Consider the following 24,089-nt stretch of genomic DNA (forward strand, 5'->3'; position numbering starts at 1 on the left):
GATCTCATGTCGCAGGATAGCCCCGGGCGGGGCCAGCCTGTCAAACGGGCAAGACGGTTACTGCTCGGTTTCCCGGGCCGCCAGCGTCTGCGCAATCCAGTCATCCACCTGCTGTTCCAGCAGGGTCAGCGGCACGGAGCCATTGGTCAGGACGACATCGTGGAAGGCGCCATAGGTGAAGTCGTCACCCAGCGCATCCATCGCCCGCTGGCGCAGGTCGAGAATGGTCAGCATGCCAATCTTGTAGGACAGGGCCTGACCCGGCCAGACCATGTAGCGGCGCACTTCATTGCGGATATCGCCTTCCGGCATCGGCGTGTTCGCCAGCATGTACTGGACGGCTTCTTCCTCGGTCCATTGCTGGGAGTGCACGCCGGTATCGACCACCAGGCGGGCAGCCCGGAAGACCTCATAGGAGAGGCGGCCGAAATTCTGGTAGGGGTCGGTGAACCCGCCCATCGTCAGACCGAGATTTTCGGCATACAGGCCCCAGCCTTCCCAGAAGGCGGAATAGCCCTGCAGGCGCTGGAACATCGGCACGCCGGTCAGTTCCTGGGCGAGGGCGATCTGGAAGTGGTGGCCCGGAGCGCCTTCGTGATAGGAGAGCGTCTCCATCAGATAGGTCGGGTTGTCCCGCATATTGGCCAGGTTGACGTAATAGGCACCCGGCCGGCTGCCATCCAGCGCACCCTGTTCATAGAAGGCACCGGTCGCGGTCTCGATGCGGTACTCTTCCACAGCACGGACTTCCAGGTCGGCCCGCGGCAGGGTGTCGAAGTATTGCGGCGCGATTTCCATGATGTGGTCCACCATGGCGGTGGCCTCATCGAGATAGCGCTGACGGCCTTCCTCGGTGTCCGGATAGTAGAATTGTTCGTCCTCGCGCAGATACTGGAAGAAGTCCTGCAACGAGCCTTCGAAGCCAACCTCTTCCATGATGTCACGCATTTCGCCATGGATGCGCTCGACCTCGTCCAGACCGATCTGGTGGATCTGGTCGGCCGTCATGTCATAGCGGGTCGTGTAGTTGTTGACCTGCGTCTGGTAGAAGGATTCACCTTCCGGCAGCGACCAGACACCCTCGACCCGGCCGTCAGCCATTTCGGCATGGCTTTCCATTGTGGCGATCAGCTGTGTGTAAGCGGGGCCGACAGAGGTTTCCAGCGCCTCGATAGCCCGGGCGATCAGGGCATCCTTCTCGTCCTGCTCGATCTCCAGCGCCTCGACCTTGCCGCGGAAGTCGGCCAGCAGAGGGCTGTCTTCACCGCTATCGTCGAACGGGGCGCCGGTGACGAAACGCTGCGCCGCATTGATCACGATCGGATAGGCAAAGGCCGGAGCCAGAACGCCGGCCTGGGCACGCTCATCAGCCTGCGCCGTCCGCATATTGAGCACCTCACCCATCCCGTTCAGGCGGGAGATATAGGCTTCGGCGTGGTCGACATTGTCGATGCGGTGATAGCCGATCATCGTCGTCGGCAGATTGGTGTGCGGACCAAAGAACTGGGTGAAGATATAGCCGTGATCCCAGAACTCGCCCTGTTCGGCCGTATTGGTCTCGATGAACTCGGCGAAGCGGTAGGAGACCTGGGCTTCCGGGGTCAGCGCGTCGAAATCGAAATTCTCGCGCATGTAGCGCAGACGTTCCGCGCTGCGGGCCAGGCCGTCCATGAAGGCCTGTTCGGACGCATCATCCCACTGCCCGTAGGCTTCCAGATCGTCCAGCATGCCCAGATAGGTTTTGCCGATGGGCGACAACTCCATTTCGGCATTGAACTGCTCGTCGAACCAGGCGTAAAGGCGCTCGGTTTCGGTCTGTTCCGAGGCAGCGGTTTCGGCAGCGGGCTGGGCCGCATTCTCGACCTGTTCTACCGCAGCACTTGTCTCTTCAGACGGGCTGCAGGCGGCCAGCAGGGCCAGGCTAGTTGTGCCAATGAGAAAGCGGCGAAGGCGCATAATGGATGACTCCCGAACGTTTACCAGAATTGACTCTTTCTTAACGTCGGACGCGCATTCGTAAACATAATTAACCGTAAGACCGATTCTCCCCCGCAGAAGGTGAGGCGAGACCTGTGACAGGCCCTGAAGTCCTCGACTTTGCCCGTGAAGCCATCTGGCTCATGCTGGCCATGTCGGCCCCCATCATGCTGGTGGGTCTGGCCGTCGGGGTGACGATTGCGCTCTTCCAGGCGCTCACTCAGGTCCAGGAAATGACCCTGGTCTTCGTGCCCAAAATTATCGCCATCTTCATTGCACTCCTGATCTTCCTGCCCCTGATGGGCGCACTGATGTCGGGCTTCATGACGATCATTTTCGACCGGATCGCCACGCCATGATCCCGCAGGCGCCCGAGATCATCTTTGCGGCGGGTCTGGTGTTTGCCCGGGTCGGCGCCATCCTCATGTTGCTGCCCGGTTTCGGTGAACCCTCCATTCCCGTGCGTATCCGCCTGTCCTTTGCGCTTCTGGTCTGTCTGATCCTCGGCCCGATCGTGGCGCCGAACCTGCCGGCCATGCCGGCCCAGCCCATGATGATGGCAGGGCTGGTGATGGGCGAGGTGATCATCGGCCTGATGATCGGGGCGGTGGCACGGATATTCCTGGCGACAGCTGCAATCGCCGGTCAGGTCATCGGCATGCAGACCTCGCTCGCCATGGCGCAGAGTTTCGACCCGTCCCAGGGCCAGCAGGGCGCACTGGTCGCGACCTTTCTCAACCTGACCTTCATGCTGCTCCTGTTCGCGACCAACACGCATCACATGCTGTTGCTGACGACGGTGAATTCCTACGCCGTCTTCGATGTCGGCACGATGCCGGACATGGGCGATGCTGCCTTCTGGGCGCTCAATGCCTTCGTTGATGCGTTCCGGATCGGGGTTCAGCTGGCCGCGCCGTTGATCGTGTTCGGCCTGACCTTCTATCTGGCGCTGGGCGTGCTCTCGCGTCTGATGCCCCAGGCCCAGATCTTCTTCATCGCCATGCCGTCCAACATCATGATCGGCCTCTTCATTCTCACTATCTCGCTCGGCGCGATGAGTGCTGTCTGGCTGGAGCGCATGCAGCGCTTCGCCCTGGACATGAATTAGGGAGGGCGCGTTGGCGGAAGGCGAAGACGACTCCCAGAAAACAGAAGAACCAACTCAGCGGCGGCTGGATGACGCACGCGAGAAAGGCGATGTCGCCAAATCCCAGGAAATCCCGGGCTGGTTCATCCTGGCGACCGGCTTGGCGCTTCTGGCTTTCGTGTTTCCGGCCATGGCGCGGACCATGGCGGCTGATCTGCAGGTCTTCTTTGCCGAGGCCCATAATTTCTCGGTCGACCCCAATGGCATGATGCAGATGATGCAGAGCACGGCTTGGGAAATCGCTGCCGTGGTGGGCTTGCCCGTTCTGTTTCTGGCGGTCGCGGGTTTCGCCGGCCATTACGTCCAGCAGGGCATGCTGTTCACGACCGAGAAGATCCAGCCGAAACTCTCCAAGCTCAATCCGATCGACGGTTTCAAGCGAAACTTCGGCCCGCAGGGCATCGCCAACTTCCTCAAAGGGGTTGGCAAAATGGCGCTCGTCGCAGCGGCCGCTTTCGTCGTCCTTTATCCGAAGCGGGAAATCCTGGCCGAACTGCCGGCCCTGGATATCGTCGCCCTGCTGGGCATTGTCCGCCAGGCTTCCATCGAGCTGCTTCTGGCCGCACTGGTCGTGTACGCGATCATTGCCGGGCTGGACTATCTCTTCCAGCGCCAGAGCTTCATGAAGCGCAATCGCATGTCACGCCGGGAAATCAAGGACGAGCTGAAACAGTCCGAAGGCGATCCCATGGTGCGCGCCAAGCTGCGTCAGCTCCGCCAGGAGCGGGCCCAGCGCCGCATGATGACCCAGGTCCCGGATGCCACGGTCATCGTGACCAACCCGACCCACTACGCCATTGCGCTGTATTACGAGCAGGGCGAAACCCCGGCACCGGTCTGCGTCGCCAAGGGTGTCGACGAGGTGGCCCTGCGTATCCGTGAACTGGCCACCGAGCATAGCGTGCCGATCGTCGAGGATCCGCCGCTGGCGCGGGCCCTGTGGGCAACAGCCGATCTGGACGAGGAAATCCCGACCGAACACTTCCAGGCAGTGGCCAAAGTGATCGGTTATGTTCTCTCCTTGGCGAAAGGACAGCGCGCACGTTATCGCCCGAGCGAGTAAGCTGTGTCGCACTTCATCTGATTCGCGCCCGGAGCGTCGCCATGGCCGAGACTGCCGCCCCCGATCCCAAGCCCCGCAAAACCATCTGGTCCCGGCCGATCGTGAAAGTGGCCTTCTGGGTCTGCGGGGTCATCGCGATCATCGCCTTCGGCGCTGCCATCCTGGCCGCCGGAGAGGATGGCTGGCAGGGCTTTGTCTATCTGTCCGGGCTCGCGGCTGTCGGCTTTTTGGTTCTCTACGCCATTGCGGCGGGCGAAACCGCCGGGCGGAATATGCGGCGCAAGGTGGAAAGCAATCGCGCGCCGACACCGTCCCAGCTCGCCTTCCAGGCGCTCGACACGCTGGGCGAGCCGGTTCTCATCACCGATCAGCGCGGTGGTCCGCGCTGGGCCAACCAGGCCTATCAGGCGCTGGCGCGCAAGGCGGGCGGTTTCGGCCAGAGTTTCGGCCTGCCGACCATTGACCGGATCTGGGCCGGATCGGGCGGCGGCGATGGAGTCGTCTACCGGCTGGCCCGTGCGGCAGCCCGGGGTGAGGGCGCTTGCGAGCTTCTGCCGCCGCTGGATCTTGGCGAGGGCCAGGTCGAGCGTTTCCATCTGGAAGCCAGCCCCCAGGAGGGCGGACTCATCCTCTGGCGGCTCAAGGATACCGGCGTCCGCGACAGCGGCTCCGCCTTGGCTCTGGCGGACTGGTGCCTGCACGCGCCGGTCGCGCTCTTTTCCCTGCGCGTGAACGGCGAAATTGCCAATGGCAATGCCACTTTCCGTGACTGGCTGGGTCTGGCTGAAGGCGCACCCTTCCCGCCGCTCAAGGATATCCTGGCCGGCGATGGTGCCAAATCCGTGCAACAGACGCGCGGTGGCGAGGGCGTGGCCCGCATCGATGCTCGCCTGAAAGCGCGCGATGGAATTGAAAGCCCGGTTGCCCTGGCCGTCGAGTGGACGCCGGGTGATAGCGGCATGGGCCGGGTGGTGATGTACGGCCTCTCGGCTACTGGCGCGCCTCCGGGTGTCGCACAAGCCATGGCCTCGGAAGCACCGCAGGCGGCTGGCCGCACGCTGGACGAAATGTTCGCCAATGCGCCCTTCGGCGTAGTTAAGCTGGACGGCGCTGATCCGGAAACCGCCATTATCGAGGATGTGAACCCGGCCCTGGTCCAGCTGACCGGCGGCAAGGCGATCCCGGGCGTGAAATTCTGCGACCTGTTCAACTGGGATGATGGCCGCTCCCCGGACGAGGCCTTCGCTGCCGCCATGGCAGGCAGTGGTGAGCCGGCGGAAGCGCGTCTGGAGGCGGGCGAGACCCCGGTCTACGCACACCTGGCCTTCGCGCCGGCACGCGGCGGCAAGCGCGTCGCCTATGTGATCGACGTCACCACCTGGAAGGAAATGGAGCGCCAATTCTCCCAGGCCAACAAGATGCAGGCCGTCGGCCAGCTCGCCGGGGGTGTCGCTCACGACTTCAACAATCTGCTGACGGCTGTCCGTCTCAATTGCGACGAGCTGCTCAACCGTCACCCGGTTGGTGATCCCGATTATTCCGAGCTGCAATCGATCAACCAGACCGTGGCGCGGGCTGCGGGCCTGGTCCGCAAACTCCTGGCCTTCTCGCGCAAGCAGACCTTCCGCATGGAGACGCTGGATATTGGCGATCTCCTGTCCGACGTGTCGGTGCTTCTGCGCCAGATCGTCGAGGAAACCGTGCGTCTGGACATTGTCCATGGCCGCGATCTGCCGCTGATCAAGGCCGACAAGGGCCAGCTGGAAACCGCCATCATCAATCTGGCCGCCAATGCCCGCGACGCCATGCGCGATCAGGGTGGCGGTTCACTCGTCGTGAAGACGGCCAAGGTCTCCGACGAGATCGTCCGCAATGCCGGCGCGCCCAATCCGCGCGAAGGCGATTGGCTGGCCATCGCCGTGACCGATGAGGGGCATGGCATGGACAAGGCGACGCTGGAAAAAATCTTCGAACCCTTCTTCACCACCAAGGAAGCGGGCAAGGGCACGGGTCTGGGGCTGGCGACGGTCTATGGCATCGTCAAACAGTCCGGCGGCTTCCTGTTCGCCGACAGTGAAGTGGGCAAGGGCACGACCTTCACCATCTATCTCCCCGGCCATCAGCCGACCGAGGAAGAAGCGGTCGAGCTGAAACAGGCTGAGGTCGAGAAGACCGTAGAGAAGGCGCCGGAAGACCTGTCCGGCCGGGGTCGTATTCTTCTCGTCGAGGATGAGGATGCCGTCCGCAATATCGCTGCCAAGACGCTCGCCAAGCGCGGCTATGACGTCATGGAAGCCTGTGACGGTGAAGAAGCCTATGAAATCCTCGAGGATGAGGAAGAGGGCTTTGACCTGGTGATTTCCGACGTGGTCATGCCGGGCCTGGACGGGCCGGGCCTGCTGGAGAAGGCGCGCCATCTCCTGGAAGGCACGCGCATCGTCTTCATCTCTGGCTATGCCGCGGAGCAATTCTCCGACACGCTGTCCAAGGAGCAGGAAATCTCCTTCCTGCCCAAACCCTTCACGCTCACCCAGCTGGCCGAGAAGGTGAAGGAAGAGCTCAGCGCCAAGGAGAATTGACCGGCGATGCGCTCAGCTTTCTGCCCGACGGATCAAATGCCTGGACAGCAGAATGACCGTGATCCCTTCCACCAGGAAGAGATAGTGGCCGGGATGGTCGAAATAGCCGGGTGTCGTCACCACACTGATGGCAACGATGACACCATGGGCGATCAGCTGGATTGAAATATAGATGAGTGCCGCGGCCGGGCGCTGCCGGATGTTCCAGGCAAAGAAGGCGACGGCCGGCAGAACGATCAGCGGCACGGCCATTTGCCAGAGGCTCACACTGTTGAGCAGGTGGTAGCCGGCCGGCCAGAGCGCCTCGAAGGCGCTTGGGGCGAGGTGGAAACTCACCACCATGGCGCACCGGACAGCGGTGTCAGCAACGATCAGCCATATGAGGATGCGTGCCAGATACAGGCTCTTCGTCACTGCTTCCCTCCCCAATATCCCCGCAATAACCTAGATGTTTGCCGCAACAAATCCAGCGTGGGGCGGCTTATAGTCCTTGAGCATCCAGCAGGGCGCGGTACTCCCGGATTTTCTCGACATAGCGCACCGGTTCCAATCCGCGGGCATAGCCATAGCGCAGGCTCTCATAATATTGCGGGTCCGACAGGAGTGGCAGGGTGGCGGCGAGATCGTTCCAGGAATTCTTGTCGCGGCCAAGGCGTTCGGCCAGAGCGCGGGCGTCATACATGTGGCCCATGCCGATATTATAGGCGGCCAGGGTGAACCAGATCCGGTCTTCGCCCCGCACGTCTTCCGGAATGCGATCATAAAGGTCGGCCAGATAGGCGGCACCGCCCTCGATTGACTGGAAGGGGTCCAGCCGGTCCTCGATTCCGACCCGTTCCGCCGTGGACAGGGTGAGCATCATCAGGCCGCGCACGCCGGTGACTGAGACCGCGTCCGCATCCCAATGGGATTCCTGATAGGCCTGTGCGGCCAGCATTTCCCAGTCGAAGGGCAGGTCTTCGGCGGCGACTTCGAAGGCCTCGCGATATTCGGGCAGCCGGCTTTGCACCCGGCGGACGAAACGGGCGACATCGACATAGTCGAACTCCCCGAACCGGCCGAACCAGCGCGAATCCAGCTCTTCCAGGAAGCCCTCGCCATGGGCATTAGCAAACCAGTTCGCCAGGGCGGGCTGCAGGCCTTCCACCTGGCCGGAATGGGCCCAGGCGAGGGGACGTTCCTCGGTCAAATCCATCGCCACGACCAGTTCGGGATGCCGGCGCCGGGCGAAATCGGCGAGATGGCTGTCAGCGATCGTGCAATCAATCGTGCGCGCATCCACGGAATCCAGCAGTGGCATGGCGGAGCCGGCTGTTCGTGCCGACCAGGTCAGGCCGGGCAGGCCTTCCCCGATGCTTTCCAGTGTTTCTTCATAGCTGGATCCGGCCAGTACCCGGACGCGTGTGCCGGGCAGGTCCTCAAGCCGGGTCGGTGCCGGTCCGTCGCGTCGGCAGACGAGCTGCTCGGTTACGGCCTTGTAGACCGGGCCAAAGCTCACGCGCTCCCGGCGCGCGGGCGTGACGGTGAGATTGGCGGCGGCCAGATGGCCGTCGCCGGCAGCCAGCGCATCCAGCAAACCATCAATGTGGCGGCGGGTTTCGAAGCGCACTGTCAGGCCCAGCGTCTCCGCGAAGGCTGTGACGAGGTCGACCTCATAGCCTTCCGGCCCGTCCGGCCCGTCGCCATAGGTGGTCGGCCCTTCCAGCGTGAGAACGACCAATTCGCCCCGCGCCCGGATGTCGTCCAGGCTGGCATCGCCCAATCCCGTCGGCCCCGGTGAGCAACGCAACAGGCTGAGTGCGATGAGCAGCACGATGAGTCGCGAAAGCAAGGCAGTCCAATTCCGTCCCATACGGATGAGTCTAGCGCGAAATGGATGGGGATCAATTGAAGACTGGTGGGTCGAAACCGGCCAGTGATCTGATTTTGTTCCGTTTTGTTAACCATAAGATGTTCCGCTTGTGTTCCCGGAACAAAACTAGTACGACTGACCTCGGTTGCCCGCACCCCGGGGGCGTGAAATAAGGGATGAAGGCTATGAGCAAGGGCGCGATTCGACTCGTGAAAGACAACGTGAACACGGACAAGCAAAAGGCCATCGAGGCCGCTTTGAGCCAGATCGACAAGGCGTTCGGCAAGGGCTCCGTGATGAAGCTCGGCCAGCGTCCGCACATGGATATCGAAGCGATCTCGACGGGGTCGCTCGGGCTGGACATCGCACTGGGCATTGGCGGTCTGCCGAAGGGCCGCATCATCGAGATTTATGGTCCGGAAAGCTCGGGCAAGACCACCCTGGCCCTGCACACGGTGGCCGAGGCCCAAAAGGCCGGCGGTGTTGCCGCTTTCGTCGATGCCGAGCACGCGCTGGACCCGATCTATGCGGCCAAGCTGGGCGTGGATGTGGGTGAGCTTCTGGTGTCCCAGCCGGATGCCGGTGAGCAGGCGCTTGAGATTGCTGACACGCTGGTGCGCTCCGGTGCGGTCGATATTCTAGTGATCGACTCCGTCGCCGCGCTGACACCGCGTGCGGAACTGGAAGGCGAGATGGGTGACAGCCTGCCGGGTCTTCAGGCCCGCCTGATGAGTCAGGCGCTGCGCAAGCTGACCGCTTCCATCTCCAAGTCCAACTGCCTGGTGATCTTCATCAACCAGATCCGCATGAAGATCGGCGTCATGTTCGGTTCTCCGGAAACGACGACGGGCGGTAATGCGCTGAAATTCTACTCGTCCGTCCGTCTGGATATCCGCCGTATCGGCGCCATCAAGAACCGCGACGAAGTCATCGGCAACCAGACCCGCGTCAAAGTCGTCAAGAACAAGGTCGCGCCGCCTTTCCGGGAAGTCGAATTCGACATTCTCTATGGCGAAGGCATTTCAAAAATGGGCGAGCTGATCGATCTCGGCGTCAAGGGCGATGTGATCGAGAAATCCGGCTCCTGGTATTCCTACAATTCCGAGCGGATTGGCCAGGGCCGCGAGAATGCACGCCAATTCCTGCTGACCAATCCGGATGTCGCTGACGAGATCGAGAAGAAGGTCCGCGCCAATGCCGGTCTCATCGCCGATGAGATGCTGACGGGTCCCGATGCCGAGGATGACGAGGCGGCCGCCGGTTAAGCGCCGGACCTTACGCCAAAATCTGCGATCAGGGCCTGTGTCTGCAAGGACGCGACCTGTGCTTCAATCGCAGCTGAATTGCAAACGGGTGCTTGGCTAGGCCGGGCACCCGTTTCTATATGATATCCAGATTTTTGAGCGTGGACGGATCAGTACCGCTTCACGCGCCAGCAAACCGACGGACCTGACCCCATGGCCAGCCTGCGCGACATCCGTGCCACCTTCCTCGACTACTTCGCCAAGAATGATCACGAAGTGGTCCAATCGGCCCCGCTCGTCCCGCAGGACGACCCGACCCTGCTTTTCGTGAATGCGGGCATGGTGCCGTTCAAGAATGCTTTCACCGGCAAGGAAAAGCGCGCCATTCCGCGGGCGACCTCCTCGCAGAAATGCGTGCGCGCCGGTGGCAAGCACAATGATCTGGACAATGTCGGCTATACCGCGCGTCACCACACCTTCTTTGAAATGCTGGGGAATTTCTCCTTCGGCGATTATTTCAAGGAACAGGCGATCAGCCATGCCTGGGAGTTGGTGACCAAGGAATTCGCCCTGCCTAAGGACAAGCTCCTCGTGACGGTCTATTCCGAGGATGACGAAGCGCGGGCCCTGTGGCGCAAGATTGCCGGTCTGTCCGATGACCGGATCATCGGCATCTCCACTTCGGACAATTTCTGGTCCATGGGCGATACCGGTCCGTGCGGTCCGTGTTCGGAAATCTTCTTTGATCATGGCCCGGACATTCCGGGCGGTCCGCCGGGCTCTCCGGACGAGGACGGCGACCGGTTCATCGAGATCTGGAATCTTGTCTTCATGCAGTTCGAGCAATTGTCGGCGGACGAGCGGATCAATCTGCCCAAACCCTCCATCGATACGGGCATGGGTCTGGAACGCATCGCGGCCATCCTGCAGGGCAAGCACAATAATTATGATGTCGACCTGTTCGCGAACCTGATCCGTGCCGGTGAGGACGCGCTGGGCGTGAAGGCCGAAGGCGAGGCCCTGGCCAGCCATCGCGTCATCGCCGACCATTTGCGTTCCACCTGTTTCATGATGGCCGATGGCGTGTCGCCGTCCAATGAGGGCCGCGGCTATGTCCTGCGCCGCATCATGCGCCGCGCCATGCGCCATGCGCACCTTCTCGGCGCCAGCGAGCCGGTCATGTGGAAACTGGTTCCGGCGCTGCAGGCCGAGATGGGCGATGCCTATCCCGAACTGGTCCGTGCCGGTGCGCTTCTGGAAGACACGCTCAAGGTTGAGGAAGAACGCTTCCAGCGCACGCTGGGCCGCGGTCTGAGCCTGCTGGAAGAGGCCACCTCCGGTCTGGCCGAAGGCGATGCCCTGCCGGGCGAGACCGCTTTCAAACTCTATGACACCTATGGCTTCCCGCTCGATCTTACCCAGGACGCACTCCGCGCCAAGGGCATGACGGTGGATGAGGCCGGCTTTGAAAAAGCCATGGACAAGCAGCGGGCTGATGCCCGCGCCCAGAAATTCTCCTCCGGCGATGCCGCGCCGGACGCCGTCTGGTTTGCGGTGCGCGAAAAGGCCGGTGCCACGGAATTCCTCGGCTATGACGGCACGCAGGAAGAGGGCAAGCTGGTCGCGATTGTGTCCGGCGGCAATCAGGCCGGTGCCCTCGGGGCTGGCCAGGCCGGCGAGCTGGTCTTCGACCGCACGCCCTTCTATGGCGAGAGCGGCGGCCAGTGCGGCGATACCGGTGAAATCCGTTTCTCCAATGGCGCCGTCTTCAAGGTCGAGGACACGCAGAAGCGCGGCGGGGACATGCATGCCCATATCGGTGTGATGGAGCAGGGAGACATCGTCACCGGCGATACGGCGCTTCTGGTCGTCGACGCCAAGCGCCGGGCCGCAACCAAGTCGAACCACTCGGCCACCCACCTCGTCCACAAGGCACTGCGCGACGTGTTGGGCCCGCACGTCACCCAGAAGGGCTCCTATGTCGGCCCGGACCGCCTGCGTTTCGACTTCAGTCACAACAAGTCTGTGTCGGCCGAAGAGCTCGCCGCCATCGAGGCGCAGGTGAATGAGGTGATCCGCCAGAATGCCGGTGTTGCCACCCGCACAATGACGCCGGATGCTGCGATCGAGGCCGGCGCGCTGGCCCTGTTCGGCGAGAAATATGGCGACGAGGTCCGCGTCCTCTCCATGGGCCATGACCTGGCCGATGTGGACACGGATTATTCCGTGGAATTGTGCGGCGGCACCCATGTCGAACGCACGGGCGATATCGCCCTGTTCAAGGTGGTCTCCGAAAGCGCCGTCTCCTCGGGCGTTCGCCGGATCGAGGCGCTGACGGGCGAGGGCGCCCGCCGGCATGTCGAGGAACAGATGGGCTATGGCCGGGCTGCCGCCGACATTCTCAAAGTGACGACGTCGGATCTGCCGTCCCGCGTCTCCTCCCTCCTGGAGGAACGCAAGAAGCTGGAACGCCAGCTCGCCGAAGCCAAGAAACAGCTCGCCATGGGTGGCGGCGGTGGTGCGGCCCCGGCCGGTCCGGAAGAGATCGGCGGCGTGAAATTCATCGGTCGCGTGGTTGAAGGCGTGGGTGGCAAGGATTTGCGGGCCCTGATCGATGAAGCGAAATCCCAGATGGGATCCGGCATTGCCGCTTTCATCGGCGTCAATGAAGGCAAGGCCGCTCTGGCGGTTGGCGTCACCGATGATCTGACCGGCAGCCACAGCGCGGTGGAGCTGGTCCGCGCCGGCTCGGCGGCCGTTGGCGGCAAGGGGGGCGGTGGCCGTCCCGACTTCGCCCAGGCCGGTGGCCCGGATGGATCCAAGGCGGCTGACGGTCTGGAGGCCATCAAGGCGGCCCTGGCCGGCTGATGTCCCGCAAGGCGAAAACGGATACCCAGCTGGTCGGCGACAAGTTCGCCGCCCGCTCGGTCCTGTCTGCGCGTCAGGCCTTCAATGAAGCACTGGAAATGCGCGCCCTGCGTGCCATTGAGGCCTGCCTGACCGAAGATGCCATTCTGGTGCCCGGAGACGAGGCCCAGCTCATCCAGGGCCGTCAGGCCCAGTTGGAGGCTTGGCAGGGCATTTTCGAGCAAATGCCGGATGTCGCCTATGTTCGCACGCCCTCGCGCATCGAGATCGGGGAGTGTGGCGGTCTGGCCGCCGAGACCGGCCGATGGACCGGATCCTGGTCGATGGACGGGATGCAAATCCGCTATTCCGGCCGCTATTTTGCCAAATGGCGCTTTGACGGGGCGGTCTGGCAGATCGAGGCGGAAACCTTCGTCACCATGAAACGGGCCGGCGGCCCGCTCTAGTCGTTGAAGTCCGCGGCGGGCAGGGCGATCGCTTCTACCTCCGCCGCCAGCCAGGCCCGTGCGTCGGATTCCGTGGCGAAGACCTTTTCCTGCGTTCCCAATTGCCGGGCTGAGGCCGCCACCCAGAAGGCGAGTAGTCCTTTGGACAATTCATCGTTGGAGACGATGGCGGCCTGCTGGCGCTCCCTGGGCGCCAGATCCTCGGTTCGCATGCCGGACATCAGCTCATTGATGGCGTGTGTGTCCATGTGGGCGAGCGAGGCGTTTTCCAGAATGGTCAGGAAGCGGTAATTGTCGCGCCAACCCGCATCGGTTCGCGCCGAGCGGAACAGGGTGAGCAAGCCGGTGGCCGTGATGGCCCCGGAAATCCGGTAAACGCAGAGCCGGTGATCCGGTTCGAATTTGTAATATGCCTGCATGGCGTTCCTCGTTTCCGAAACGCGTTGAAGCTCCCCATAAGCTCCCTGCAGCCCTCATTGTGAAATTACCGGTCCGGCTGGCGGGTGACAATGGTCTCTTGGCAAAACAATGTGCTGCAGCGCAAAGAAAAAGGGCGGACCTTTCGGCCCGCCCCTTGTCACATCTGAACTGGTCCGTTGTCGGACTAGCTCCAATTGGCCATCGCCTTCTGGAAGTTCTCGTCGACCTTGTCGAGGAAGCCTTCCGTGGACAGCCAGCCCTGCTCGTCGCCGACCAGAAGTGCCAGGTCCTTGGTCATGAAGCCGGCTTCCACCGTCTCGATGATCGTGTTCTCCAGCGTCTTGGCAAACTTCTGCAGGTCTTCATTGCCATCCATACGGCCGCGATGGGTCAGGCCCTGCGTCCAGGCGAAGATGGAGGCGATGGAGTTGGTGGAGGTCTGCTCGCCACGCTGATGCTGGCGGTAGTGACGGGTCACGGTGCCGTGGGCCGCTTCCGCTTCCACCGTCTTGCCGTCCGGGGACATCAGCACGGAGGTCATCAGGCCGAGCGAACCGAAGCCCTGGGCCACGGTGTCGGACTGCACGTCGCCATCATAGTTCTTGCAGGCCCACACAAAGCCGCCGGACCATTTCATGGCCGCAGCGACCATGTCGTCGATCAGGCGGTGCTCATAGGAGATGCCCTTGGACTGGAAGGCGTCCTTGAATTCGGTGTCGAAGACTTCCTGGAACAGGTCCTTGAAGCGGCCATCATAGGCTTTCAGGATCGTGTTCTTGGTCGACAGATAGACCGGCCAGCCGCGCTGCAGGCCGTAATTGAAGGAGGCGCGGGCGAAATCGCGGATGGAATCATCCAGATTGTACATGCCCATGGCCACGCCAGCGCTCGGGAATTTGAACACTTCATACTCGACCGGCTCGCCGCCATCTTCCGGCGTGTAGGTCATGGTCAGCGTGCCCTTGCCCGGGACCAGGAAATCGGTGGCGCGATACTGGTCACCAAAGGCGTGACGGCCGATCACCATCGGCTGCTGCCAGCCCGGTACCAGGCGCGGAATGTTGGAGATCACGATCGGCTCACGGAAGACGACGCCGCCCAGGATGTTGCGGATCGTGCCGTTCGGGGAACGCCACATCTTCTTCAGGCCGAACTCTTCCACGCGGGCTTCGTCCGGGGTGATGGTGGCGCACTTCACGCCGACGCCGTACTTCTTGATGGCGTTGGCGGCATCGATCGTGATCTGGTCGTCCGTCTCGTCACGCTTGGTGACGGAGAGATCGTAATATTCCAGATCAATGTCGAGATAGGGCAGGATCAGCTTGTCCTTGATCATCTGCCAGATGATGCGGGTCATCTCATCGCCGTCGAGCTCGACGACCGGGGTATCGACTTTGATCTTCGCCATGGGTGTTCTGCTTTCTGTTCGGATTATCGTTCGGACATGCGGGTACGCGCGCGTCGCGCGTGGAAATTTGGGCGCTCTCTAGCATCCGTTGCTGCAGCAAGGAAGGCCCGTCCTGAAAAAGCTTCGCAACGGGTTTTGTCGGGCCTCTGTCGCGTGTTTACTGCCGGGACCCACCGAAGCCGGAAACCGGTGACACTGCAGCCGGTCATGGACAGGGCGGGCCTGGACGAACAAATCAGGCCTATCGCATTGAGACCCCAGCAGGACCGATCATGACAGACACGCCCGCCTTCATCCTCCACACGCCCCAGCTGGGCGAGAATATCGGGGCGGCCTGCCGGGTGATGGGGAATTTCGGCCTTCCCGAACTCATCGTCGTCGATCCGCGCGATGGCTGGCCCAATGACAAGGCCATCACCATGGCTGCCGGCTCCCCCGTGCTGGACAATGCCCGCGTGGAATACCGTCTCTCTGACGCCCTGCATGATGTGAACCGGATCTACGCGACCACGGCCCGGCCGCGCGGCATGGAGAAACCTGTGCTGACCGCCCGCCAGGCCGTTGCCGAAATGCGCGCCGCGATCGCGTCCGGGGAACGCGTCGCCGTCATGTTCGGGGGCGAGAAGTCCGGCCTTCCCAATGAAGCCGTCACCCTGGCCGATGCCATCATCACCCTGCCGGTTGATCGCAGCTTTTCCTCGCTCAACCTGGCCCAGGCTGTCTCCGTGATTGCCTATGAATGGAAAGCCGAGGAAGCCGCACCGCCGGAATTCGAGCCGGTTTCCGATATCGCCAAGCGCGAAGACCTGGAACGCATGTTCGAGCATTTCGAATACGAACTCGACCGCGCCGGTTTCTTCCACCCGCCCTCCAAGACCCCGCTGATGACGCAGAATTTGCGCAATGCCTTCATCCGCGGCCGCTGGACCGAACAGGAAGTGCGTACCTTCCGCGGTGCGGTGAAGGCGCTCACCCTGGGCCGCGGCAAGGCTCGCATCGTTCGCGAGGATTAAGCCGCTTCCTGCCAGTCATAAGGCAGGGGCGTTTCCCGGAAGGCAAACCGGTCCAAATGGTCCTGGACCACTTGTTTGAACCGGGAAATGTCTGCTCCTTCCGCCGGATCCAGGGAAACGGTCAGCTCGGTGTCATTGGCCGTCAGGCGGACAGGGCCGAGCGGCAGATCGATCCGCCCCTCTTCCGGCGTGAATTCCGTCTCGAACTTGTGGCTCCAGTGTTTGCACAATTGTTGGAGATAGCGGCGGCCATTCGGAGTGGGCAGGGTGGTGGTGATCATGCATGTGTCCTTTGTGGTGCGACACGCAGTTTGACCGTCTTTCGCCATTTTGCAAACGATTCTCAGGAAATCTGCTTGTGCCGGTCTGTCACCAGTCCCGACCGGGCTATTCCGGCTCGTTCAGCAGTGCCAGAAGCTCAAAATTGAAATCCGGCGCTTCAAAGGCCTTGGAATTGGCCTGAACCGCCAGCGTGATGCCGCTGGCACTGTCATGCAGGACCGCTGAGCGATAGCCACCGAAATCCCCGCCATGGGCGATACGGTAGCTGTCCTCACCGGTCCGTCGCACGAATACGCCCAGCCCGTAGCCGGAGGGACCGTCCGGCTGGAAGGCATTGAAGTTCGTGCGCATCAACCGGCCCTCTTGTGCGAAAAGACCGTCATCGCCCAGCGCATGGTAGAGCGTGACCAGATCGTCCGGCGTGGTGACCCAGCCGCCGCCCGTCCACTCATGGTTGAGGGTCTGGTTCAGCCGGCCATTTCGTGCGGTCGCGCTGAGGCCGAACCAACCGTTCACATGACCATCCGCCAGCCCCTCGAAATCCCGGCCCCGCAAGGGCTCGGTCGATATCAGGTTCAGCGGTTCAATGATACGGGTTCGTGCGAGCTCGTAGAAGGCTTCGCCGGTGACTGCTTCGATCACCAGCCCGACCAGGATGTAGTCCGTATCGGAATAGGCATAGTGCTCGCCCGGGATGCCGTTCGGCGTTCCCCCGGCAACAAAGCCGACAAGGTCCTCCGGCTCCATCCAGGCCGTACCACGCACGGATTTGGTCAGGTAAAAGCCGACATCTTCCAGATAGTCCGGCACGCCGGCGGAATGATTGAGCAGCATGCGCAAGGTCAGGACGTCATGATTGCGCAGACGGTCCCACCAGGCCTGACCGGCCAACCGGGTTTCCAGGGCCTCGTCCAGCGAAAGCACGCCGTCTTCGACCAGTTGCACCGCCAGCAGGGCCGCAATCGTCTTGCCCGTACTGCCCGACAGGAAACGGGTCTGTGCATCAATCGGGACAGGGCCATGATCCCGTGCATTGCCGGCAAACACCTGTAATCGCTGACCGTCCGGCAGTCGCGCCGTGACCGAAAGGCCCGGCGTCTGGCCGCTTTCCACGGCCTCATCGATCGCCTCCTGGAGAATGGGAAGGGCGGGCGAGGGCGTCTGTGCCCAGGCCGGGGCCAGGGTCAGACTTGTGAGAAGGGCAATCAGGATACGCATGCCGCCTTGCTAGTCGTCACCGGTCGCGCGGGCAACCGGGATGATACGGGGCCTGCATCCCTGCAGTCACAAGCATTGACTTTCCCTGCTGTGGCGGTAGAAACCCCGCTTTCCGCGGAACAGGTGCGCCTGGGCCGGGGAATACATGACGGGTGATGCGAGCGCCGCCGTTGCAAACGCAATCTCAATCGTGGGGTTGCCGGTCCGCATCGACTACATAGAGAGACCAGAATGTCGAAGCGTCATTCTCAGAAGTACAAGATTGACCGCCGCATGGGTGAAAACCTGTGGGGCCGTCCGAAGTCCCCGGTGAACTCCCGCTCCTACGGCCCGGGCCAGCACGGTCAGCGCCGCAAGGGCAAGATGTCCGATTTCGGCCTGCAGCTGATGGCTAAGCAGAAGCTGAAGGGCTATTACGGCAACATCACCGAGAAGCAGTTCCGCCGCATCTATGACGAAGCTTCCCGCCGCAAGGGCAACACGACCGAGAACCTGATCGGTCTGCTCGAGTGCCGCCTGGACGCCATCGTCTACCGCGCCAAATTCGTCCCGACCGTGTTCGCGGCCCGTCAGTTCGTGAACCACGGCCACGTCAAGGTGAACGGCACGAAGGTCAACATCCCGTCCTACCGCGTGAAGCCGGGCGACGTGATCGAAGTCCGCGACCGTTCGCGCTCGATGGCTCTGGTGCTGGAAGCCCTGGAAAGCCCGGAACGCGATATCCCGGACTATATCGACCTCGACCCGAAAGCCATGAAGGCCACCTTCGTGCGCATCCCGGAATTCTCTGAAGTGCCGTACCCGGTGCAGATGGAACCGAACCTCGTGGTCGAATTCTACTCCTCGTAATTTCTCGAGGACATTCGATTTCGAAAAGCCCGCTCCGGTCAGCCGGGGCGGGCTTTTTGCTTGAAGAAGCGGTGACCAGTGAAGGCTAGGACGATCAGGGCCAGCGAGTATGTCGCGCCCAGTACTGCGGGAATGAGCACAACCAATCCGACCAAGTTGGGACGGCTTTCGAGCAACGTGCTGATCGCCTCGGAGTTGATGCGCACAAGGTAAGATGTCCAGATCGCTGTCGCGGCTCCGCCTATGCCGGCAAGCACAGCCCCTGCGAAGCGCCCTGATGGTTTCGCCCACGATCCGATCGCAAGCGCAAGAGCGGGAGTGGCGACATTGGTGCTCAGAACGGTCCACAAGATCCAGATGATCGGCCAAAGGACGGCCAATCCCATTGGGTGGCTCGTATAGTCCGGGCGCGTCACAGAGTGGGTCAGCGCAATGGTCAGCATCAACAAGGCGATGACCGCCACCAGACTGAACGCGGCGAATATCTTGTAGCCCTTGCTCATTTCAAGCGGGGGCTCATTGCGGCAACTCCACCGTTTTAATCCCTTTCTGATGCGCGTTCTGGCAGTGTCCCGGTGAATCCGATTTTTGCAAGCCTGCCAGAAGTCTCAGCAAACCTGCTTCGCGCACGAGCAGATGCCGCACTGCAACTCGCGTCTCACGAGTCCTTGGTTGATCAAGGGTTAAGGGCCCGATTTCATGCCCGGACCCTGATCGGACCCGGGGCTGAAGTGGGCCGGTCAGGCGCTTGTATGGGGCTGTTCTAGGGGGCGAGTGTGAAAGCTGTTTGGGGTGCTTTCGCCTGTGCGGCACTTTTGGTGTCTGCCTGTTCAACAACGGAAGATGTGGCAGCGCGTGAGGGGGCGCGGTCCGGAATGCTGGCGGCTTTGCCGCCCATGCCGGACATGCCGGCTCTTCCAACGATCCGGATCTCCGACCTGCGTGTGCCTGGCACCAATCGCCAGGCCCCGGTCGTGGATCCGGATCTTGAATCCGTCATCTACTGGCGCGTGATCGAGGATGACATCCTGATCATCCATGCCGACACGCAAGGCTGCACCCTGCGCTCGGATTTCATGGTCCATGTCGAGCAGTATCATGAGGACGTCTTCACGGTCAGTCTCGAACGCGAACATGCCGATCTGTGTGATGAGGATGTGCCCTGGGGCGTGCAGCTGGGCTTCGGTTTCGAGGAACTCGGCGTTCCGATGGGCGGTCAGGTCGTGCTTCTCAACCCGGTCGATGACCGGCCCTGGGACTGGTATGAGAACCGCACCATCATGGCGGCCCGCCGCTAGGCGTCAGACCATCGCTTCCCAGTGCATGGACAGGCGATTGGCGGCATTGATGATGCCGACCATGGAATAGGTCTGCGGGAAATTGCCCCACAGCTCTCCGGTCGCCGTATCGATGTCTTCGGAGAGCAGGCCCAGCTGGGTACGGTGGGCCAGCACGTCCTCGAACATGGCCCGTGCTTCGTCCAGCCGTCCGATCCGCGCCAGCGCGTCGATATGCCAGAAGGTGCAGGCCGTGAAAGCTGTCTTCGGCTTGCCGAAATCATCCGCCACCCGGTAGCGATAGACATGATAGCCGTCGCGCAACTCCTCATCGATCCGGTCCACGGTCGCCACGAAACGCGGATCATTCGGTGAGATGAAGCCGATCTCCGCCATCAGCAGGACAGAGGCATCCAGCGCCTCGCCGCCAAAGGCACCAGTGAAAGCCTGGCGCTCTTCGCTCCAGGCGTCGCGCAGCACGGTCTCGCGGATTTCATTGGCGCGCAGCATCCAGTAGTCGGCCCGCTCCCCCAGGCCCAGCCGCGTCGCGATCTTGGCCAGCCGGTCACAGGCTGCCCAGCACATGATGGCGGATGAGGTGTGGACGCTGGCCCGTCCGCGATATTCCCAAATGCCGGCATCGGGCGTGTTGTAGACCGCAAAGGCGCGTTCCCCCACCACCTCGAAATGCTCGAACTCGCGCTGGCCGGCCTTGGTTTGCAGGCGTTCATCGAAAAAGGCTTGGGAGGCCCCCAGGATGACATGGCCATAGACATCATGCTGGATGTGTTCGGCGGCCTGGTTGCCGAAGCGCACAGGTCCCATGCCGCGATAGCCGGGCAGGGCGTCGGCAATGGTCTCGGTGAGGTCATCCTCCAGGGCGATCCCATAGACCGGCTGGATATGCCCGCCCTTGGTCAGCGCCACCGTATTGCGCAGGAAGGCCATATAGGTTTCCAGCGTCCCGACGGCCGACAGTCGGTTGAGCGCGGTGACCGTGAAATAGGCATCGCGCAGCCAGCAAAAGCGGTAGTCCCAATTGCGCTCACTATCGGCATGTTCCGGAATACTGGTCGTCAGGGCCGCAACAATCCCGCCGGTCTCTTCATAGACGCAGAGTTTCAGCGTGATGGCGGCGCGGATCACCGCTTCCTGCCATTCCGGCGGTGTTGCCAGCCGTCGTGTCCAGTCGGCCCAGTGGTCACAGGTGCGTTCCTGCCAGTCCAGCGCCATCGCCCCGACGGCATCGGACAGGCTTTCATCCGGTCCCAGCAGAAAGGCGATCGTGTGGTCCAGGACAAATTCCCGATGGTCCATGACATAGGAGAGCGGGGCGTCCGTGGTGATGCGGAAACCGGCCTTTTCATCCAGGAAGCTGACATGGGTCACACCGCGCTGGGCCGGCATTTCACACGCGCCCTTGTCACAGCTGGCCTGCAGCGTGATCCGGATGCGCGGCATGCCGCGGACCGGCGTGATACGGCGCACGACGGAAGCCGGGCGGAACATGCGTCCCTTGTCCATGAAGCGCGGTGCGAAATCCGTGATGCGGATGGCCGATCCGTCCTCGGCCTCCAGCTCTGTCTCAAGAACCGCCGTATTGCGCACATAGCGCTGGCGGGCCCGGCACTGGCCGATCAGTTCGACGGAGAATTCTCCCGCACCGTCCACCAGCGTGTTGAACACGGGCTCGCCGTCCAGCCGTGGCAGGCACAGCCAGGTCATTTCCCCCAGCTCGCCGATCAGGCCCGCAACCGTGCCATTGCCGATAATGCCCAGTTCCAGAGAACTCATGCCAGCGCATCCTCCAGCCAGGTCCACACCTGTTGCGGATCCGCCAGCCGGTTGCCGGCCACCGTGTGACCGGAGCCGACCTTCACGGCGCGGCCGCCGCGATCAATGGCTTCGCGCATTCCGTCCTCATCGGTGACATCATCGCCCACCATGACGGGCTGGCGGCCGCGGAAGGGCGGCATCTGCATCAGCCGGGCAATTGCCCGGGCCTTGCTGGCCGCGTCCGGCTTGGCCTCGAACACCATCTTGCCTGCTTGCAGGGAATAGCCTGGCTGGTCGGCCAGGATCTGGGTCAGGCGCTTGCACAGGGCTTTGCCGGCCTCCGGTGCTTCGCGATAGTGCAGCGCCAGGACCGGTCCCTTCACTTCCAGACGCGTGCCCTTGTGCTCACCGGCCAGTTTGAACAGGGCGCGGTGCAGGGTGTCGGGCGCGGTCGGTGAATAGGCGCGGGGGCGTTGACCGGGCGCGCAAATATCCGAGCCATGCCCGCCCACGCGCCAGATGTCGCCCGGGATGCGCCGGTCCAGATCGCGGACATCGCGGCCGCTGACAACGGCGAGAGCGGCATTCATCCGGCTGGACAGGGATTGCAGCAGGGCGATCCGTTCCGGCGACAGGAAAACCGTGTCCGGATTGGACTGGATACCCGCCAGCGTGCCGTCGAAATCCAGGAAGAGGGCATGCCCGCCCAGATCCAGCGGAAAGGGCCGGTCAAACCCGTTCTGCGCGTGTCTCGTCATATCCGGTTCCAGCATCATCATCGGTCATTCGGCGGGTTTGAGGTCTTTCAGGAAACGGTTGCGCCACCAGCTGATATCCTGGCTCTCGACCACATCGCGCAATTTGCGCCAGCGGGTCTGACGTTCTTCCAGCGGCATGGTCAGGGCCTGGTAGATGGCCTCGGCAACCTTGAACTTGTCATGCGGGTTCACGATCAGCGCATCGCGCAATTGCTCGGCAGCCCCGGCAAATTCGGACAGGACGAGCACGCCGGGATCCTCCTCCGGCTGCGCCATGATGAATTCCTTGGCGACGAGATTCATCCCGTCCCGCAGCGGTGTGACCAGGCCGACCCGGGCGATCCGGAACAGGCCGGCCAGTTCCTCGCGCGAATAGGAGCGCGCCAGATAGCGCAGCGGGATCCAGTCCAGATCGCCATGATCGCCATTGATCCGGCCGGCCAGCCGGTCCAGCTCGATCCGCAATTCCTGGTATTCTTCCACCTTGGAGCGCGAAGGGGGCGCGATCTGGGTGACCGAGACCTTGCCGTCCATTTCCGGGTGGGCATCGAATAATTGTCCGACGGCCTCGAAGCGCTGGGGCAGACCCTTGGAATAGTCCATCCGGTCGACACCGATCACCAGATGGCGCTCGCCCAGGAAACGGCTGATCCGCTCTGCGGCGCGGTCGGCTTGGGGGGTGCTGGCGGCATCGCGGAAACCGTTGGGATCAATGCCGATCGGATAGGCCGCCACCCGCGTTGTGGTGCCGAATACCCGGATCAGATCATCGCCCAGCTCCTCGCCATCGAATTGCTCGACCAGATAGCGCACGAAATTGGCGCGGTCGTGGGAGGACTGGAAGCCGATCACGTCATAGGCGCACATCGCCCGCGCCAGCCAGTGATGCTCGGGAATGGCCCGGAACATTTCCGGCGGCGGGAATGGGATGTGCAGGAAGAAACCCGTCGGTCCTTCCCAGCCGGCATGGCGCAGCGCATTGCCCATCAGCAGGAAGTGATAGTCATGCACCCAGACCGTATCGCCGGGCTGCAGCCGGTCTGCGACGATACCGGCGATGCGCTGATTGACGTCGGAATAGACCTTGAAGGCTTCGCTGTTGAAGGCGGCCAGGTCGAGCCGGTAGTGGAAGACCGGCCAGATCACGCGGTTGGCGTAATTGAGATAGTATTTCTCGTGTTCTTCATGGGTGAGGTCGGTGAGAACGAATTCCACGCCCTCATCGCGGAACACATTGGCACCCCGCGGCGGTTCGTCCACCAGGGTTCCGCTCCAGCCAAACCAGCTGCCACCTGTTTCCTTGAGCGATTCCCACACTGCAACTGCCAGCCCGCCGGCGCGCGCCTTCGGGTCTGCGGCCGTCCGGTTGGAAATCGCGATAAGCCGGCCCATTGTCTCTCCCTTGATATCCACCAGTCTTCCGTGACCGGCCGGGGGAGGCAAGCGGACGGCATGTGTCCGCGAGAGGCATGGGGCCGGTCGCCAGCCGTCAGGGCTGGATTGCCCCGATATGGGCAATCACAGTCCGCACGGCGTGATTTGTCCGGTCTGACTTGACGATGTCGCGGGACCTGCCTGGATCAGGCAGCGGCGATCAGGCCCTTGTCTTTGAGATAGGCCTGCAGCTCACCGGTCTCGAACATTTCCTTGACGATATCGCAGCCACCCACAAACTCGCCCTTGATGTAGAGCTGCGGGATGGTGGGCCAGTTGGAGAATTCCTTGATGCCCTGACGGATCTCGTCATCCTCGAGCACGTTCACGCTCTCGAAGTCGACCTGGAGATGATCCAGGACCCGCGCCACCACCGAGGAAAACCCGCATTGCGGAAAGACCGGCGTGCCCTTCATGAACAGCACCACATCATTGGTGTCGATGGTGCTCTTGATCGTGTCCTGGGCCGACATGGCGT

22 protein-coding genes are annotated in these 24,089 nt (G+C 62.4%); 10 read left to right on the plus strand and 12 right to left on the minus strand.

All coding sequences use genetic code 11. The features are described from left to right. Positions 1-57: 57 nt before the first annotated feature. Positions 58-1,956, minus strand: a complete 1,899-nt coding sequence (locus I0K07_RS06320; protein WP_203291996.1) for a DUF885 domain-containing protein — start codon at positions 1,954-1,956, stop codon at positions 58-60. Positions 1,957-2,072: 116 nt separating this feature from the next. Here I0K07_RS06320 and fliQ point away from each other — a divergent pair, with 116 nt between their 5' ends. The 4 genes from fliQ to I0K07_RS06340 are packed head-to-tail and all read left to right on the plus strand — an operon-like array spanning position 2,073 to position 6,766. Beyond that, a complete protein-coding gene (fliQ, locus tag I0K07_RS06325; RefSeq protein WP_203291997.1) occupies positions 2,073-2,336 on the plus strand; it encodes a flagellar biosynthesis protein FliQ in 264 nt (87 codons plus the stop codon). Beyond that, positions 2,333-3,085, plus strand: coding sequence for a flagellar biosynthetic protein FliR (gene fliR / locus I0K07_RS06330; protein WP_203291998.1), 753 nt, complete (start codon positions 2,333-2,335; stop codon positions 3,083-3,085). Before fliQ ends, fliR begins: the two co-directional genes overlap by 4 nt. A gap of 10 nt (positions 3,086-3,095) precedes the next feature. Next, a complete protein-coding gene (gene flhB / locus I0K07_RS06335; protein WP_203291999.1) occupies positions 3,096-4,187 on the plus strand; it encodes a flagellar biosynthesis protein FlhB in 1,092 nt (363 codons plus the stop codon). Positions 4,188-4,228: 41 nt separating this feature from the next. Then, positions 4,229-6,766 (plus strand): hybrid sensor histidine kinase/response regulator, encoded by a 2,538-nt coding sequence (locus I0K07_RS06340; RefSeq protein ID WP_203292000.1) that lies wholly within the window; start codon positions 4,229-4,231, stop codon positions 6,764-6,766. A gap of 12 nt (positions 6,767-6,778) precedes the next feature. Here I0K07_RS06340 and I0K07_RS06345 read toward each other — a convergent pair whose 3' ends face one another. Continuing rightward, positions 6,779-7,180 carry a hypothetical protein gene (locus I0K07_RS06345; RefSeq protein ID WP_203292001.1) on the minus strand — a complete coding sequence of 134 codons (402 nt, stop codon included), beginning with the start codon at positions 7,178-7,180 and terminating at the stop codon, positions 6,779-6,781. Between the two features lie 67 nt (positions 7,181-7,247). Further along, the gene (gene mltF / locus I0K07_RS06350; RefSeq protein WP_238934617.1) at positions 7,248-8,597 is read right to left on the minus strand and encodes a membrane-bound lytic murein transglycosylase MltF; all 1,350 of its coding nucleotides are present in this window, start codon (positions 8,595-8,597) and stop codon (positions 7,248-7,250) included. Positions 8,598-8,803: 206 nt separating this feature from the next. On the opposite strand from mltF, the gene recA reads away from it, so the two are divergent. From recA to I0K07_RS06365, 3 genes are all read left to right on the plus strand, one after another. Beyond that, the gene (gene recA, locus I0K07_RS06355) at positions 8,804-9,883 is read left to right on the plus strand and encodes a recombinase RecA (protein ID WP_203292003.1); all 1,080 of its coding nucleotides are present in this window, start codon (positions 8,804-8,806) and stop codon (positions 9,881-9,883) included. 192 nt (positions 9,884-10,075) lie between these two features. Continuing rightward, on the plus strand, positions 10,076-12,730 hold the full coding sequence (gene alaS, locus I0K07_RS06360; protein WP_203292004.1) for an alanine--tRNA ligase: 2,655 nt from the start codon (positions 10,076-10,078) through the stop codon (positions 12,728-12,730). Continuing rightward, on the plus strand, positions 12,730-13,176 hold the full coding sequence (locus I0K07_RS06365; protein WP_203292005.1) for a nuclear transport factor 2 family protein: 447 nt from the start codon (positions 12,730-12,732) through the stop codon (positions 13,174-13,176). The genes alaS and I0K07_RS06365 overlap by 1 nt, the downstream gene beginning before the upstream one ends. On the opposite strand, the gene I0K07_RS06370 is transcribed toward I0K07_RS06365, so the two are convergent. Together I0K07_RS06370 and I0K07_RS06375 are read right to left on the minus strand one after the other, a co-directional pair. Beyond that, the gene (locus I0K07_RS06370; RefSeq protein ID WP_203292006.1) at positions 13,173-13,595 is read right to left on the minus strand and encodes a hypothetical protein; all 423 of its coding nucleotides are present in this window, start codon (positions 13,593-13,595) and stop codon (positions 13,173-13,175) included. The genes I0K07_RS06365 and I0K07_RS06370 overlap by 4 nt on opposite strands. A gap of 185 nt (positions 13,596-13,780) precedes the next feature. Beyond that, positions 13,781-15,004 (minus strand): NADP-dependent isocitrate dehydrogenase, encoded by a 1,224-nt coding sequence (locus I0K07_RS06375; protein WP_203292007.1) that lies wholly within the window; start codon positions 15,002-15,004, stop codon positions 13,781-13,783. A gap of 272 nt (positions 15,005-15,276) precedes the next feature. On the opposite strand from I0K07_RS06375, the gene I0K07_RS06380 reads away from it, so the two are divergent. Continuing rightward, a complete protein-coding gene (locus I0K07_RS06380) occupies positions 15,277-16,017 on the plus strand; it encodes an RNA methyltransferase (RefSeq protein ID WP_203292008.1) in 741 nt (246 codons plus the stop codon). Here the strand turns inward: I0K07_RS06380 and I0K07_RS06385 are convergent. Next, the gene (locus I0K07_RS06385) at positions 16,014-16,298 is read right to left on the minus strand and encodes a DUF2218 domain-containing protein (RefSeq protein WP_203292009.1); all 285 of its coding nucleotides are present in this window, start codon (positions 16,296-16,298) and stop codon (positions 16,014-16,016) included. The genes I0K07_RS06380 and I0K07_RS06385 overlap by 4 nt on opposite strands. Before the next feature lie 106 nt (positions 16,299-16,404). After that, positions 16,405-17,517: a serine hydrolase domain-containing protein gene (locus I0K07_RS06390; protein WP_203292010.1), complete on the minus strand. Its 1,113-nt coding sequence runs from the start codon at positions 17,515-17,517 to the stop codon at positions 16,405-16,407. A 231-nt stretch (positions 17,518-17,748) separates the two neighbouring features. On the opposite strand from I0K07_RS06390, the gene rpsD reads away from it, so the two are divergent. Then, the gene (gene rpsD / locus I0K07_RS06395; RefSeq protein WP_203292011.1) at positions 17,749-18,366 is read left to right on the plus strand and encodes a 30S ribosomal protein S4; all 618 of its coding nucleotides are present in this window, start codon (positions 17,749-17,751) and stop codon (positions 18,364-18,366) included. Positions 18,367-18,404: 38 nt separating this feature from the next. Here rpsD and I0K07_RS06400 read toward each other — a convergent pair whose 3' ends face one another. Continuing rightward, the gene (locus tag I0K07_RS06400) at positions 18,405-18,869 is read right to left on the minus strand and encodes a hypothetical protein (protein WP_203292012.1); all 465 of its coding nucleotides are present in this window, start codon (positions 18,867-18,869) and stop codon (positions 18,405-18,407) included. A 273-nt stretch (positions 18,870-19,142) separates the two neighbouring features. Between I0K07_RS06400 and I0K07_RS06405 the strand changes: the two genes are divergently transcribed. Next, a complete protein-coding gene (locus tag I0K07_RS06405; protein WP_238934619.1) occupies positions 19,143-19,664 on the plus strand; it encodes a hypothetical protein in 522 nt (173 codons plus the stop codon). Between the two features lie 3 nt (positions 19,665-19,667). Here the strand turns inward: I0K07_RS06405 and I0K07_RS06410 are convergent, their stop codons facing one another. From I0K07_RS06410 to grxD, 4 genes are all read right to left on the minus strand, one after another. Further along, positions 19,668-21,437: a glycoside hydrolase family 15 protein gene (locus I0K07_RS06410; RefSeq protein WP_203292014.1), complete on the minus strand. Its 1,770-nt coding sequence runs from the start codon at positions 21,435-21,437 to the stop codon at positions 19,668-19,670. Next, positions 21,434-22,177 carry a trehalose-phosphatase gene (otsB, locus tag I0K07_RS06415; protein WP_238934621.1) on the minus strand — a complete coding sequence of 248 codons (744 nt, stop codon included), beginning with the start codon at positions 22,175-22,177 and terminating at the stop codon, positions 21,434-21,436. The genes I0K07_RS06410 and otsB overlap by 4 nt, the downstream gene beginning before the upstream one ends. Positions 22,178-22,201: 24 nt before the next feature. Beyond that, on the minus strand, positions 22,202-23,569 hold the full coding sequence (locus I0K07_RS06420; RefSeq protein ID WP_203292016.1) for an alpha,alpha-trehalose-phosphate synthase (UDP-forming): 1,368 nt from the start codon (positions 23,567-23,569) through the stop codon (positions 22,202-22,204). A 188-nt stretch (positions 23,570-23,757) separates the two neighbouring features. After that, positions 23,758-24,084 carry a Grx4 family monothiol glutaredoxin gene (gene grxD, locus I0K07_RS06425; protein WP_203292017.1) on the minus strand — a complete coding sequence of 109 codons (327 nt, stop codon included), beginning with the start codon at positions 24,082-24,084 and terminating at the stop codon, positions 23,758-23,760. Positions 24,085-24,089 lie beyond the last annotated feature (5 nt).

It is taken from the genome of Maricaulis parjimensis, from assembly GCF_016817355.1.
Lineage (GTDB): Bacteria > Pseudomonadota > Alphaproteobacteria > Caulobacterales > Maricaulaceae > Maricaulis > Maricaulis parjimensis.